13 protein-coding genes are annotated in these 12,452 nt (G+C 68.6%); 8 read left to right on the forward strand and 5 right to left on the reverse strand.

Features of this window, described 5'->3' with window-relative positions; all coding sequences use genetic code 11:
* The first annotated feature begins 194 nt into the window (after window positions 1-194).
* From ACG0Z3_RS16865 to ACG0Z3_RS16895, 7 genes are all read left to right on the forward strand, one after another.
* Window positions 195-2,009, forward strand: coding sequence for an ABC transporter substrate-binding protein (locus ACG0Z3_RS16865; RefSeq protein WP_394399520.1), 1,815 nt, complete (start codon window positions 195-197; stop codon window positions 2,007-2,009).
* Between the two features lie 2 nt (window positions 2,010-2,011).
* Complete coding sequence (locus ACG0Z3_RS16870; RefSeq protein ID WP_394399522.1) at window positions 2,012-3,811, forward strand: ABC transporter substrate-binding protein; 1,800 nt, start codon at window positions 2,012-2,014, stop codon at window positions 3,809-3,811.
* 102 nt (window positions 3,812-3,913) lie between these two features.
* On the forward strand, window positions 3,914-4,249 hold the full coding sequence (locus ACG0Z3_RS16875) for a PspC domain-containing protein (protein WP_394399524.1): 336 nt from the start codon (window positions 3,914-3,916) through the stop codon (window positions 4,247-4,249).
* A 109-nt stretch (window positions 4,250-4,358) separates the two neighbouring features.
* Window positions 4,359-5,987: a wax ester/triacylglycerol synthase family O-acyltransferase gene (locus ACG0Z3_RS16880; RefSeq protein ID WP_394399526.1), complete on the forward strand. Its 1,629-nt coding sequence runs from the start codon at window positions 4,359-4,361 to the stop codon at window positions 5,985-5,987.
* 34 nt (window positions 5,988-6,021) lie between these two features.
* The gene (locus ACG0Z3_RS16885) at window positions 6,022-6,843 is read left to right on the forward strand and encodes an esterase/lipase family protein (protein WP_394399528.1); all 822 of its coding nucleotides are present in this window, start codon (window positions 6,022-6,024) and stop codon (window positions 6,841-6,843) included.
* 60 nt (window positions 6,844-6,903) lie between these two features.
* Window positions 6,904-7,503, forward strand: a complete 600-nt coding sequence (locus tag ACG0Z3_RS16890) for an ATP-dependent Clp protease proteolytic subunit (RefSeq protein ID WP_394399530.1) — start codon at window positions 6,904-6,906, stop codon at window positions 7,501-7,503.
* A gap of 13 nt (window positions 7,504-7,516) precedes the next feature.
* The gene (locus ACG0Z3_RS16895; protein ID WP_394399532.1) at window positions 7,517-8,413 is read left to right on the forward strand and encodes an alpha/beta fold hydrolase; all 897 of its coding nucleotides are present in this window, start codon (window positions 7,517-7,519) and stop codon (window positions 8,411-8,413) included.
* A 7-nt stretch (window positions 8,414-8,420) separates the two neighbouring features.
* On the opposite strand, the gene ACG0Z3_RS16900 is transcribed toward ACG0Z3_RS16895, so the two are convergent.
* The 5 genes from ACG0Z3_RS16900 to ACG0Z3_RS16920 form a co-directional block, all read right to left on the reverse strand.
* Window positions 8,421-8,762, reverse strand: a complete 342-nt coding sequence (locus ACG0Z3_RS16900; protein ID WP_394399535.1) for a hypothetical protein — start codon at window positions 8,760-8,762, stop codon at window positions 8,421-8,423.
* Window positions 8,763-8,837: 75 nt separating this feature from the next.
* Window positions 8,838-9,251, reverse strand: coding sequence for a copper chaperone PCu(A)C (locus ACG0Z3_RS16905; RefSeq protein ID WP_394399537.1), 414 nt, complete (start codon window positions 9,249-9,251; stop codon window positions 8,838-8,840).
* Window positions 9,252-9,513: 262 nt separating this feature from the next.
* The gene (locus ACG0Z3_RS16910) at window positions 9,514-10,737 is read right to left on the reverse strand and encodes a type II toxin-antitoxin system HipA family toxin (protein ID WP_394399539.1); all 1,224 of its coding nucleotides are present in this window, start codon (window positions 10,735-10,737) and stop codon (window positions 9,514-9,516) included.
* A 22-nt stretch (window positions 10,738-10,759) separates the two neighbouring features.
* The gene (locus tag ACG0Z3_RS16915; protein ID WP_394399541.1) at window positions 10,760-10,927 is read right to left on the reverse strand and encodes a hypothetical protein; all 168 of its coding nucleotides are present in this window, start codon (window positions 10,925-10,927) and stop codon (window positions 10,760-10,762) included.
* Between the two features lie 532 nt (window positions 10,928-11,459).
* Window positions 11,460-11,672 (reverse strand): hypothetical protein, encoded by a 213-nt coding sequence (locus ACG0Z3_RS16920; protein WP_394399543.1) that lies wholly within the window; start codon window positions 11,670-11,672, stop codon window positions 11,460-11,462.
* 485 nt (window positions 11,673-12,157) lie between these two features.
* On the opposite strand from ACG0Z3_RS16920, the gene ACG0Z3_RS16925 reads away from it, so the two are divergent.
* Window positions 12,158-12,452, forward strand: a 295-nt coding sequence (locus ACG0Z3_RS16925) for a transposase (RefSeq protein WP_394399546.1), incomplete at its 3' end; no start/stop codon positions are given.

Consider the following 12,452-nt stretch of genomic DNA (forward strand, 5'->3'; position numbering starts at 1 on the left):
AGGGCACGGAGTCTAGGCGACATCCGAAGCCCCCTGGATGGGGTTAGCCAGCGATCGGGCGCCGCCGTTGTCAATGCGCAAAGCAGGCACTTGGACTCCGCCGCCGGCGAAGCCTGCCACCCATTGCCTACACTCGCGCCCACTGCGCCGCCGGCCCTCCGCCGGGGCGTGCTCAAGAGGTCGTTGGAGTGGGGATGAGAAACGTCTTGTTGGCGGCGCTGGCCGCAGGTGTGCTGGCGGCCGCGCCGCTGCGGGCAAGTGCCCAGGCGCCGGCCGAGCCCAAGGTGCTGCGCTATGCCTTCCGCAGCGACATCACCAGCTTCGACCCCGCCAAAGTCTCCGACACCTACTCCAACACGCTGATCACCGGCATGTTCGACGCGCCGGTGCGCTGGGCCTACCTGGCGCGCCCCTTCAAGCTGGAGCCCTCGGGCTGCGAGCTGCCCGAGGTGTCGGCCGACTACAAGACCCTCACCTTCAAGGTGCGCCCGGGCCTGTACTTCCATGACGACCCGGCCTTCAAGGGCAGGAAGCGCGAGCTGGTGGCAGCTGACTACGTCTACTCGCTCAAGCGCCACTACGACCCACAGACCAAGAGCCCCAACCTCTACATCCTGGAAAGCGCAGGCGTGCTGGGCCTGAGCGAGCTGCGCAAGAAGGCGCTGCAAAACAAGACACCGTTCGACTACGACGCCCCCGTCGAGGGTCTGAAGGCGCTGGACAAGTACACCTGGCAGATCCAGCTCGCCAGGCCCGACCCGCGCTTCGTCAACAACCTGGCCAACCCCATGGCCGCGGCGCTGGCGCGCGAAGTGGTGGAGGCCTACGGCGACCGCATCGGCGAACACCCGGTGGGCACGGCGGCCTTCATGCTCAAGCGCGACGAATGGCGGCGCTCCAGCCGCATCGTGCTGGTGAAGAACCCGGCCTACCGCGACGAGTTCTACCAGGAGCAAGCCCCCGCCGACCGCCCCGACCTGCAGGCGATGGCCGAGCGCCTCAAGGGCCGCAAGCTGCCCATGATCGACCGGCTGGAGGTGGCCATCATCGAGGAGCCGCAGCCGCGCTGGCTGGCCTTCCTGAACGACGAGGCGGACTTCATCCAGGAGGTGCCCTTCGAGTTCATCACCACCGCCGCGCCCAACGGCCAGCTGGCGCCCAACCTCGCCAAGCGCAACATCAAGATGAACCGCTACCCGCAGGCGGACATCAACTTCACCTTCTTCAACATGAAGGACCCGGTCGTCGGCGGCTACGAGCCGGCCCAGGTGGCGCTGCGCCGCGCCATCGGCCTGGCCTACGACGTGGACCGCGAGATCCGCCTGGCGCGCAAGGGCCAGATGGTGCCCGCGCAGGGCCTGATGCCGCCCGGCACCTGGGGCTACCGGCCCGACCTGAAGACCGAGATGAGCGAGCACAACCTCGCCAAGGCCAAGGCGCTGCTGGACCTGCACGGCTTCAAGGACGTGGACGGCGACGGCTGGCGCGAGCGCCCCGACGGCAGCGAGCTGCGCCTGCAACGCGCCACCCAGCCCACGGCCGACTACCGCGTGCTGGACGAGCTGATGGAGAAGGCCATGCGCGCCATCGGCATCCGCATCGCCTTCAAGCAGGCCAAGTTCCCGGAGAACATCAAGGCCAGCCGCGCCGGCAAGCTGCAGATGTGGAACCTCGCCTGGGTGGCCACCACGCCCGACGCCGGCTACCACCTGGCCGTGGCCTACGGCCCCAACGGCGGCCAGGCCAACCACAGCCGCTTCGACCTGCCGGCCTTCAACCGCCTGTACGAACAGCAGGCCGTGCTGCCCAACGGCCCCGAGCGCCAGCAGCTCATGGACCAGGCCAACAAGCTCGTCGTGGCCTACATGCCCTACAAGATCAGCGGCCACCGTATCTGGACCGACCTGAGCCAGCCCTGGGTCACCGGCACCGAGCGCAACGTCTTCCGGCGCGACTTCTGGCAGTACGTCGACGTCGACATGGCCGCCAAGGCCGCTGCGGAGCGCTGACCATGCGTGCGCTGCTGCTGACCCTGGGCCTGGTGATCGGTAGCGCACACGCGGCAGAGCCGCCGTCCGCCGCCGGCCCCAAGACGCTGCGCTACGCCTTCCGCGTCGCCGAGACGGGCTTCGATCCGGCCAAGATCCTGGACCTGTACTCGCGCACCGTCACGCCGCACATCTTCGAGTCGCTGGTCACCTACGACTACCTGGCGCGACCGGTGCAGCTCAAGCCCCTGACGGCAGTCGAGCTGCCCACGCCCAACGCCGACTACACGCAATGGACCGTGCGCGTGCGGCCTGGCATCTACTTCCAGGACGACCCGGCCTTCGGCGGCAAGAAGCGCGAGCTGACCGCGGCCGACTACGTCTACAGCTACAAGCGCTTCGCCGACCCCAAGGTCGCCGCCGCCGCCTGGAGCACGGTGGAAGGCTGGCACGTGACAGGCCTGAAGGCCGCTCGCGACGCCGCGCTGAGAAGCAAGCGCGACTTCAACTACGACGCCCCCATCGCCGGCCTGCAGCAGCTGGACCGCTACACGCTGCGCTTCCAGCTCGACAAGCCTAACCCGCGCTTCCCGCAAGAGATCGCACCGTCCGACCTGTTCGGCGCCGTGGCCCGCGAGGTCATCGAGGCCGCGGGCGACCAGACCATGGCCAGCCCCGTGGGCACCGGCCCCTTCGTGCTCAAGCAATGGCGGCGCGGCAGCCTCATCGTGCTGGAGAAGAACCCCGCCTACCGCGAGCGCGTCTACGAGGCCAACCCCGCGCCGGACGACGCCGAGGGCCAGGCCTTGCTGACCAGGTTCAAGGGCCGGCGCATCCCCATGATCGACCGCGTGGAGATCAGCATCCTGACGGAAGACCAGCCGCGCTGGCTGAGCTTTGTGCGCGGCGAGCACGATTTCCTGGAGCGCGTGCCCGAGCCCTTCGTCGGCATCGCGGCCCCCAACAACCAGCTCGCCCCCAACCTCGCCAAGCAGGGCATGAAGCTGCACCGCACGCTGGGCTCCGACGTCTTCCTGTCCTTCTTCAACATGGAAGACCCGGTCGTGGGCGGGCGGGCGCCGCACCAGATCGCGCTGCGCCGCGCCATCGCGCTGGGCATGGACTTGCAGCGCGAGATCCGCCTCGTGCGTGGCGGCCAGGCCATTCCCGCGCAGAGCAACTTCCCGCCGCACACGCTGGGCTACGAGCCCGACTTCAAGAGCGAGAACGGCGACTTCGACCCACCGCGCGCCAAGGCGCTGCTGGACCTCTACGGCTACGTGGACCGCGACGGCGACGGCTGCCGCGACGCGCCCGACGGCAGCCCGCTGCAGCTGGAGATGGGCACCACGCCCGAAGGCATACAGCGCCAGGTGGACGAGCTGTTCGACAAGGACATGCGCCGCATCGGCCTGTGCATCCCGTTCCGCACCGCCAAATGGCCCGAGCAGCTGAAGGCGGCCCGCGCTGGCAAGCTGCAGATGTGGATGGTGGCCTACTCGTCGGCCCAGCCCGACGCGTACAGCGCCGCCACGCGCTTCTCCAGCACGCACGCGGGCGGCAACAACATCGCCCGCTTCAGTCTGCCCGAGGCCGACCGGCTGGTGGACGAGATCGGCAGCATGCCCGACGGCCCCGAGCGCGTGGCCAAGCTGCAGCGCCTTCGCAGCATCGGCGTGGCCTACATGCCCTACAAGATCAAGGGCCATCGCTTCTTGCTCGACATCGAGCAGGCGCAGCTGCGCGGCTACCGCCGGCCGATGTTCATCCAGAACTGGTGGGAGTACGTGGACATCACCCCCGCCGCGCAGCCCATCCGCTGAAATCGCCGGGTGCATGCCGCCGTTTCGACGGCCTGTCGCACGCCGCTGGTCCGTGCGCGGCAAGCCGGTAGGCTTCGCCCCATCAACACCAAGGAGCCCACCATGAACGACGCCGACGAACTCAACAAGCTGGCTGACCTGCACGCCCGTGGCGTGCTCAGCGACGCCGAGTTCGCCCAGGCCAAGGCCCGCGTGCTGAGCGGCCAAGCCCAGCCCGCCCCCGGCCCCGGCACCGCCCCCACGCCGGCCGTGCAGGCCATGAACGCCCTGCGCCGCAGCCGCATGGACCGCTGGCTGGGCGGCATCTGCGGCGGCATCGCCCGCGCCACGGGCGTGGAGTCGTGGATCTGGCGCCTGATCTTCGTCGCGCTGTTCCTGGCCGCCGGCAGCGGTATCCTGCTCTACATCCTCCTCTGGATCTTCGTGCCAGAGGATTAACGGAGGCCGCCAGGCCGACCCCTCAAGCGACTGCCACGGAACCGGCTTTGCCGGGCCGTTGGCAGTGCCTCCTTGAGGGGGCGGCCGTCAGGCCGTAGGGGGCGCTCTCATGCAACTGCTCGCCGGCCTTGATGCCAGCTTTCTGCACCTGGAAACGCCGCAGATGCCCATGCACGTGGGCGCGCTGCACCTGCTGGAACTGCCGGCCGGCTACGACGGCGACTACGCCCAGGATCTGCGCGACCATCTGCGCGCCCGCCTGCCTCAGCTGCCCGCGCTGCGCCGCCAGCTGCTGCCCATGCCGCTGGGCCTGTCCAACCCCGGCTGGGTGGAGGCCGAGCCCGATCTGGACATGCACGTCGTCGAGATCGCGCTGCCCGTGCACAGCGGCCTGGCCGAGCTGGAGGCGCAGGTCGGCGAGCTGCACACGCAGTTGCTGGACCGGGCCCGCCCGCTGTGGAAGTTCCATGTGTTCACCGGGCTGGAGCCCGGCCCCGACGGCGAGGTGCGCGTAGGCCTCTACACCCAGCTGCACCATGCGGCGGTGGACGGTCAGGCCGCCGTCGCGCTGGCGCAGGTGCTGCTCGACACCAGCCCCGAACCACGCGCCCCTGGCGCGCTCGCCGCACGCGGCCGCAAGCACCACGCCCCTGGCAAGCTGGGCCTGCTTCGCACCGCCGTCGGCCAGCAGTTCAGCCAGAGCCTGAAGCTGGTGCGCCAGCTGCCCGGAGCGGCCGGCGTGTTGGGGCAGATGGCAGCCGGCGCCGTCGGCAGCGCGCTGGCCGGCACGACGCTGACCACGCTGCGCCGCAGTCTGACCGACGCCACCAGCCAGGCCGCTGCGCTGCTGCGCGGCCGCGCTGACCTGGCGCAGCTGGGCTCGGCGCCGCGCACGCGCTTCAACGTCAGCCTGTCCGACACGCGCGCCTTCGCCACGGTCTCGCTGCCGCTGGCCGAGCTGAACCGCACGCGCAAGCGACACGGCGCCAGCCTCAACGACGCGGTGCTGTTCGTCATCGGTGGCGCGCTGCGCCGCTTCCTGACCAAGCACGGGCCGCTGCCGCGCAAGCCGCTGATCGCCGCCGTGCCGGTGTCCTTGCGTGTGGCGGGCGACACCACCGCCAACACCCAGGCCACCATGAGCCTGATGAGCCTGGGCACCCACCTCGCGCGCCCAGCCGAGCGGCTGGCCCATGTGATGGCCTCCAGCCAGGCCACGAAGGCGCAGATGGGGCCGCTCAAGCAGCTCATGCCCACCGACTTTCCGGCACTGGGCATACCGTGGCTGATGCAGGCAGGCGCCCAGCTCTACGGCCGCGCACGCGTGGCCGAGAAGCTGCCCGTGGTGGCCAACCTCGTCGTCTCCAACGTGCCCGGTCCGACCGTGCCGCTGTACCTGGCCGGCGCCCGCATGCTGAGCAACTACCCGGCCTCCATCGCCGTGCACGGCCTGGCGCTGAACGTGACAGTGCAGACCTACGACCAGTCGCTGGACATCGGCCTGATGGCCTGCGGCCAAGCCTGCCCCGAGACCGCCGAGCTGGCCGCCCATGTGGAGACGGCCTTCCTGGAGTTCCAGGCCCTGGCGGTGGCCGAGGACAAACCGGCCCGCAGGACGACGGCGCGCAAGCCTGCGGCCAAGGCGCCGGCCAAACCAGCTCGCCGCCAGCCCGGCGTCGCCCAGGCGACACCGCGCGCCCGGGCAAGCACGCCCCGCAAGAAGGCCGCCGCCCGCTGACAATGCGGGGGCTTCGCCCGTTTCCCTGTTCCGCATGCCCGCCTCCCGCCCGCCGCGCATTCCGCGCCGGCCTTCTTCGACGCCCGACACCCCCGACCACGACGACCTGCGCGCGCCCAACGCGTGGCTGCTGATGCTGGAGGGCCGTGCGCCGTGGGAGTACGCCGCCCTGCTGGCCGCGCTGCCCTGGATGCGCAAGCTGCCACGCGGCGACGGCCACCCGGTGTTGGTCTTCCCCGGCCTGGGCGCCAACGACCTCAGCACTGCGCCGCTGCGCGCACTGCTGGACGCGCTGGGCTATGCCACCCAGCCCTGGGGCCAGGGCTTCAACTTCGGCCCGCGCACCGGCGTGCTGGAGCAGTGCAAGGCCCGGCTGCAGGACCTGCAGCGCCGCCACCACCGCAAGGTCAGCCTGGTGGGCTGGAGCCTGGGCGGCATCTATGCCCGCGAGCTGGCCAAGGAATGCCCCGCGCAGACACGCTGTGTCGTCACGCTGGGCACGCCCTTCACCGGCCACCCGCGGGCGACGAACGCCTGGCGCTTCTTCGAGATGGTCAGCGGCCACACGGCCCACGACCCGGCGCTGATGGACGCCATCCGCGAGGCACCGCCGGTGCCCACGACGTCCATCTACTCCAAGACCGACGGCGTTGTCGCCTGGCGCTGCAGCGTCATGGAGCCTTCGCCGCTGGCCGAGAACATCGAGGTGCAGGCCAGCCACATCGGCCTGGGTTTCAACCCCATGGCCCTGTTCGCGCTGGCCGACCGGTTGGCCCAGCCCGAGGGGCAGTGGCAGCACTTCGAACCCAAGGGCTCGCGGCGGTGGTTCTACAAGACCCCGCACGCCGTCGACTGACCCCACACCGCTTCCCCGCCGCAACAGCCTGTATGGTTGCGGCCTGACACAAGGACTGCCATGCACCACCACACCCTCGCCGCCGACGACAAGGCCGCCAAGAAGGACGCCGCCCCCGAGAAGATGGAAGAGCAGCTGCTCTTCAAGGGCCGCTACGTGATGATCTTTGGCGAGATCGACGACAAGATGGCCCACGCCACCTGCCGCCGCCTGCTGGCGCTGAGCCAGGAATCCGACGCGCCCATCACGCTGCTCATCTCCAGCCCCGGCGGCCATGTGGAGAGCGGCGACGCCATCCACGACATGATCCGCTTCGTGCGCGCCCCGGTCACGGTGGTGGGCACGGGCTGGGTGGCCAGCGCCGGCACACACATCTACCTGGCCGCGCCCAAGGAGCGCCGCCTGGCGCTGCCCAACACGCGCTTCATGATCCACCAGCCGGCCGGCGGCGCCGGTGGCCAGGCCAGCGACATCGCCATCCAGGCCAAGGAAATCATCCGCACCCGCGAGCGCATCGCCGCCGTCATCGCCCGCGAGACCGGCCAGCCGCTGGAGCGCGTGCGCGTGGACATCGAGCGCGACTTCTGGATGGGCACTGACGAGGCCATCGCCTACGGCCTGGTGTCGCGCATCATCGAACGCCAGGCCGACCTGGGCTGATGACGCCAGACTGATGCAGGTCAGCGCCAACGGCGTCCGCCTCGAAGTCGACATCCACGGCCCGGCAGACGGCGAGCCGCTGCTGCTCGTCATAGGGCTGGGCATGCAACTCGTGGCCTGGCCCGAGGGCTTCGTGGACGCGCTGGTGAGCCACGGCTTTCGCGTCATCCGCTTCGACAACCGCGACGTGGGCCTGTCCCAGCCCTTCGACGCGCTGGGTACGCCCAACCTGCCGCTGACCGCGCTGCTGCACACGCTGCACCTGCCGGTCAAGGCGCCCTACCAGCTGGCCGATCTGGCGCGTGACGCCGTCGGGGTGCTGGACGCGCTGGGCATCGACCGCGCCCATGTGTGCGGCGCCTCCATGGGCGGCATGGTGGCCCAGCACCTGGGCTTCTCGCATGGCGAGCGGCTCAAGAGCCTGACGCTGATGATGACCACCAGCGGCGACCGCGCCTTGCCCACCGAGAGCCTGCGCGTGCGCCGGGCGCTGCTGTCACGCCCGCGCCCGGCGGCCACGCCGGAGCAGCGCTTGGCGCATGTGCTGGATCACTTCGTGGCGCTGTACCGGCTGATCGGCAGCCCCGGCTACCCGACCGAGCCGCAGGCGCTGCGCGAGCGCATCGCGCACAGCGTGCGGCGCTCGTTCCGACCGCAGGCGGTGGCGCGCCAGTTGGTGGCCATCGCGGCCGACCGTCACCGCGCCGCCCGGCTGGGCCGCATCACCACGCCCACGCTCATCCAGCACGGCGAGCATGACCCGCTGATCCCTGTGGCCGCCGCGCACGACCTGGCACGGCGCATCGCCGGTGCGCAACTGGACATCATTGCCGGCTGGGGCCACGACCTGCCGGAGCCGCTGTGGCTGCCGCTGGCGGCCGGCATCGCCGCCAACGCGACGCGCGCCTGAGCGTGGCTCAGCGCTGCACGTCGGCCAGCGACGCGACCGCCTGGTAGGCCTCCAGAGCCCGGTCCAGGTTGGGGGCGCCTTCCATCTGGGCCCGCTTGAGCGCCAGCTGGGCGGTCTCGGTTTGGTGCTCCTGGTCCGACACCGTGCCATCGCGGTTCACGTCGGCGCTGACATGGACAGTGCCGGTGGCGACCTTGGCCGCGTCCTGCGACGCCGCAGCCTGCGTGCCGGCAGCCGACACGGTCACCACGGTGGACGCTGCGTCCGGCTCGGCCCGGCGTGCCGGCGCGGGCGACGCAGCCACCCCGGCTGGGGCGGCGCTGGCGGTGGCGTTGACGGGAGGCAGCACGGCAGTTTCCGACGACGGGATCAGTGCAGATCGACCTGCGCGCCGCAAACTTGAGCGTTTTCTGGCGAGGCCGCCTCAGCGCGCCTTGGCTTGGACGTCCACAGCCGTGCGCTTGCCGTCGGCCCCCTCCACCGTCAGCGTCAGCGGCACGGTGTCGCCGGCTTTCACCGGCGCCGTCAGGCCCATCAGCATGACGTGATAGCCCCCCGGCTTCAGCGCCACGGCCTGACCGGCCGGCAGTGCGAGGGCTTCGACCTGGCGCATCTTCATGACGCCAGCGTCCATCTTCATCTCGTGGATCTCGACCATGCCGGTCAGCGGCGAGCTGACGGCCATCAGCTTCATCGGCTTGTCGGCGGTCAGCTGCATGAAGGCACCGGTGGCCTTCTGCGGCGCCACGGTGGCGCGCACCCAGGGATCGTCGACCTTCACCTGCGCCTGGGCGACAGCAGTGGTGGACAGGAGGGCGGCAAGCAGCAGGCGGCGCATGGCAGTGGCTTGGGTAGCTGTGGATGTTCAGTGGATTCTGAACTCTACCAACTTGTCGAAATTTAATGAGTTCTGAACTCTACCCACTGAGAGATCAAGCACTTGCAAAGAGGTCGCTCGGAGAGCTCTGAACTCCCTGCTCATTCAAGTCTGAACTTTCAGGGATTCTGTTCATTCACGCGCATAAGAAAGGTCACTCTGGCTCTACTGACGTCACTGGGCATCCCATGAGACCTCATGCCAGGATCCAAACGCACGCGTGCTACCTGGAGAGGCCCTTGGTTTTCCTGTCGATGAACTCGTCGCGCTGATCCTTCAGATTAGGTCCATCGATGTACTGGGCCAACTGGTCCAAGTCGCGATTGCTCACGCCGTGCCCCTGAAAGAACTCCTTCCACCCATCCACGGCCGAAGCCACGCGCTTGACTGCCTCAACGGCCGTGTCTTTCGTGAGCCCGAAGGCCTGCACTTCCGACAGCGCGTTCTCCAGCGAGGCATCGGCCTGCTGCTTGCCAACCCTGAGCTGCTGTTGGCCCAGCCCCTGAACCGACGGCACGACGTCGTAGGCCGGTGACAGGTCGTAGAACCCGTCGGCCGCGCGCACGAAGGCATGGTTCTTCTCATGGTCATCCGTGTTGTCCATCAGGATGTTGAAGACCATGCGTGTGAACAACTCCTTCTGTTGCCCGCGAATGGCTTGCGCTCGTCCGAGCCGGCGCAGGCTCTGCGCGAGTTCCGGATAGCCCATAGGCAGGCCGTTGGCGCGCAACACGGTGTTGGCAGAGATCACATGCGAGCGCTGATCGCCGCTTCGATCAAACCGCTTCACGGCGACGGCGTGCCCGTGGACCAAAGGCAGCGCGCGCGTCTGCGCCACGTCGATCCCGCATTGGCTGGCAAGACGCATGGTGGCGTGCTCGACCAGCTCCGTGTTGAAGTCCTCTCCTTCGGAGAACTTCACGACCCACTGCGCGCCATCCATTTCGATCAAGGACTTGGGCCGAGCACCGCCGAACGACGGGCCGGGCTTGACCAAGCGCACCAGCCGCTCGTCCAGCTTCTCGTCGGCCAGGACCGCAGCAACCGCACGCTGCATGTCGTCGAGGTTCGCCAAGCTCGCCATGGCACCACCGCTGCTGGGCCGGTAGCCGCCAGCATCCGTCGAGACACCCAGCGCGCCGAAGCGGTCATCGCCCGCAAAGTAGAGGTACTCCAGCACCGACAGCCGTGAGGGCTTGTAGAGGTTGCGAATCACGCGCTCGCCCCAGCGATCCGGGCGCGCATCGTCAACGGCGCCGACAGCCATGTCTCGCTCCTTGGGCACGTAGACGCCTCGGCCCAAGGGCAGGTCTTCGCTGAGAGGGAAGCCGTGCCGCAGCCAGTCGGCCGAGTACTCCAGTCCAACTTTGCGGTTGCCCTCGGCCAGGAAGACCTGGCCGACGCTTCGCGGCGACGACGGCCCGTCACCAAGCCACCACAGGCTCATGGTGTCTTGCGGCTTGTAGGCGCTATTCACGGCGGCGGCTCCCCCTCTTCTCAATGGCCAGGATCTCCTGCGCCAAAGCCTGGGCGTCGTGCTCTGGCGCCGCCAGATCCCGCAACGCGCCATCTCGGCCGAGCAGCCACAAAGCGGTGGCATACACACCCATGCTGACGCGCGGATCGCCTTTCTCCATGGCAGCCAAGGTCGGAACGGACACATCCATCCGCAAGGCCCAAGACCGGAGCGACTCCTTCCGTCGCTTTCGGCCGAGCCGCAGATGGCCTCCAAGGACTTCCAAGGAAATCTGTACAGGACTGGGCAGGTTCGCTACGGAAACAGCGGCTTTTGGCACAAACCAAGAATACACACACACGCATTTTTGTGCAACTTTGGTTGCACAAGCCAAATCTCTGCCGGGCACTTGAAAGGTCTTTTGGGCGCCACCTCAGCACCGACAGGCCTGGCAGGCACCGCCCTCCCCTGCCCTTCCCTGGCCAGCCAAATGCTCTAGGAGCCGCAGGAGGCGCGTCGCGGTCTACCCCTAGCCCAAGCCGCCCAGTCGAGCGGAATGGTTTTCGACAGTTGCTGTCGAAGTTCATTGAGTTCTGAACTCAACCCACTGCCAGATCAAGCACTTGGACAAATCGAGGGGCTCAGATGGCCCGCGACGACGCGACGCCTGATGCGACTGAGCGCTCGGTGATCGCGCTATGCGCAGGCCGACGTCATCGACGCTGCCACGATGGTGATGCTGCTTGGCGACCAGCTGTCACGTCTGCCGCGTCGATAGCCTGCTGGTCCTTGAGCAGCGCCTGCACGCCGATATCCCGTGTGAGCTTCAACGACCTGGCCAGGCTGCGCATGTTGGACCACACCAGCTCATGATGCATGCCGTCGTCGGAGTGGATCTGCTCGACGACCTTGGCCAGCATCGACATGTGGGCGCCTCATCGAGCAGCGTGCCGATGTGCGCCATGAAGTCGGTCGGCATGGTGCCGGTGCGCAGGGCATCGCCCAGCACCTCGGGTGGGAGGTTGGTCCGATAGCTCGTACTGGCCGACTGTGCGGCCACCACCAGAGCAGGCCGGCGGACCGGCTTGGCGGCGGGCTGGGCGGGCACAGGTTTGGCATCCATGCACTCATTCTCTCGTGGCGCGCGGCATGCGGCCATTGCCAACGTTCGAGATTCCAACGTCAGAAGCGGCCCCAGCCGGCACGCCTGCACGTCGGGACTGCAAAACGCCTGAGACTCGCATGAACACTAGTGAAGCTGGTCTCAGGCGTATCGCAGCCCCGAAAGCTCCTGCTTGTTGGCGCCGACCGAATTCTGAGTGGCTCAGTGTGAGCGTCCAGCCGCTCCATCTTGAACGGCGCCGAAGCATCCGTGACGATGGTGCCCACCAATTCCAATAGGTGGGCACCTATGCATCCCAGATCCCAGAGGCGCGTACACAGCGCCGAGTTCAAGGCGCAAGTTCTGGCCGAGTGCCAAGCGCCTGGCGCTTCGGTGGCGGCCATCGCGCTGGCGCACGGCCTCAACGTCAACCTCGTGCGCAAGTGGCTGGTCGGCCGTGGCATCAAGCGTGCCGGGCTGTCTGCACCGAGGACCGTGGCTCCCATGCCTGCAGCCGTGACGCCGCCGACAGCTGCGGCGCTGCAGTTCATTCCTGTGGCGCTTGCGCCCGAGGCGACGGCCACTGACCCCGCCTCAGCGCCCG

It is taken from the genome of Pelomonas margarita, from assembly GCF_043555875.1.
Classification (GTDB): domain Bacteria; phylum Pseudomonadota; class Gammaproteobacteria; order Burkholderiales; family Burkholderiaceae_C; genus Pelomonas; species Pelomonas margarita.

Coding starts and splice junctions, on each gene's coding strand:
- ACG0Z3_RS16880 (WP_394399526.1), top strand. CDS start 4,359: ATGCAACTGCTCGCCGGCCTTGATGCCAGCTTTCTGCACCTGGAAACG.
- ACG0Z3_RS16915 (WP_394399541.1), bottom strand. CDS start 10,927: ATGGAGAAAGGCGATCCGCGCGTCAGCATGGGTGTGTATGCCACCGCT.
- ACG0Z3_RS16920 (WP_394399543.1), bottom strand. CDS start 11,672: ATGTCGATGCTGGCCAAGGTCGTCGAGCAGATCCACTCCGACGACGGC.
- ACG0Z3_RS16910 (WP_394399539.1), bottom strand. CDS start 10,737: ATGAGCCTGTGGTGGCTTGGTGACGGGCCGTCGTCGCCGCGAAGCGTC.
- ACG0Z3_RS16885 (WP_394399528.1), top strand. CDS start 6,022: ATGCCCGCCTCCCGCCCGCCGCGCATTCCGCGCCGGCCTTCTTCGACG.
- ACG0Z3_RS16890 (WP_394399530.1), top strand. CDS start 6,904: ATGCACCACCACACCCTCGCCGCCGACGACAAGGCCGCCAAGAAGGAC.
- ACG0Z3_RS16905 (WP_394399537.1), bottom strand. CDS start 9,251: ATGCGCCGCCTGCTGCTTGCCGCCCTCCTGTCCACCACTGCTGTCGCC.
- ACG0Z3_RS16870 (WP_394399522.1), top strand. CDS start 2,012: ATGCGTGCGCTGCTGCTGACCCTGGGCCTGGTGATCGGTAGCGCACAC.
- ACG0Z3_RS16875 (WP_394399524.1), top strand. CDS start 3,914: ATGAACGACGCCGACGAACTCAACAAGCTGGCTGACCTGCACGCCCGT.
- ACG0Z3_RS16865 (WP_394399520.1), top strand. CDS start 195: ATGAGAAACGTCTTGTTGGCGGCGCTGGCCGCAGGTGTGCTGGCGGCC.
- ACG0Z3_RS16895 (WP_394399532.1), top strand. CDS start 7,517: ATGCAGGTCAGCGCCAACGGCGTCCGCCTCGAAGTCGACATCCACGGC.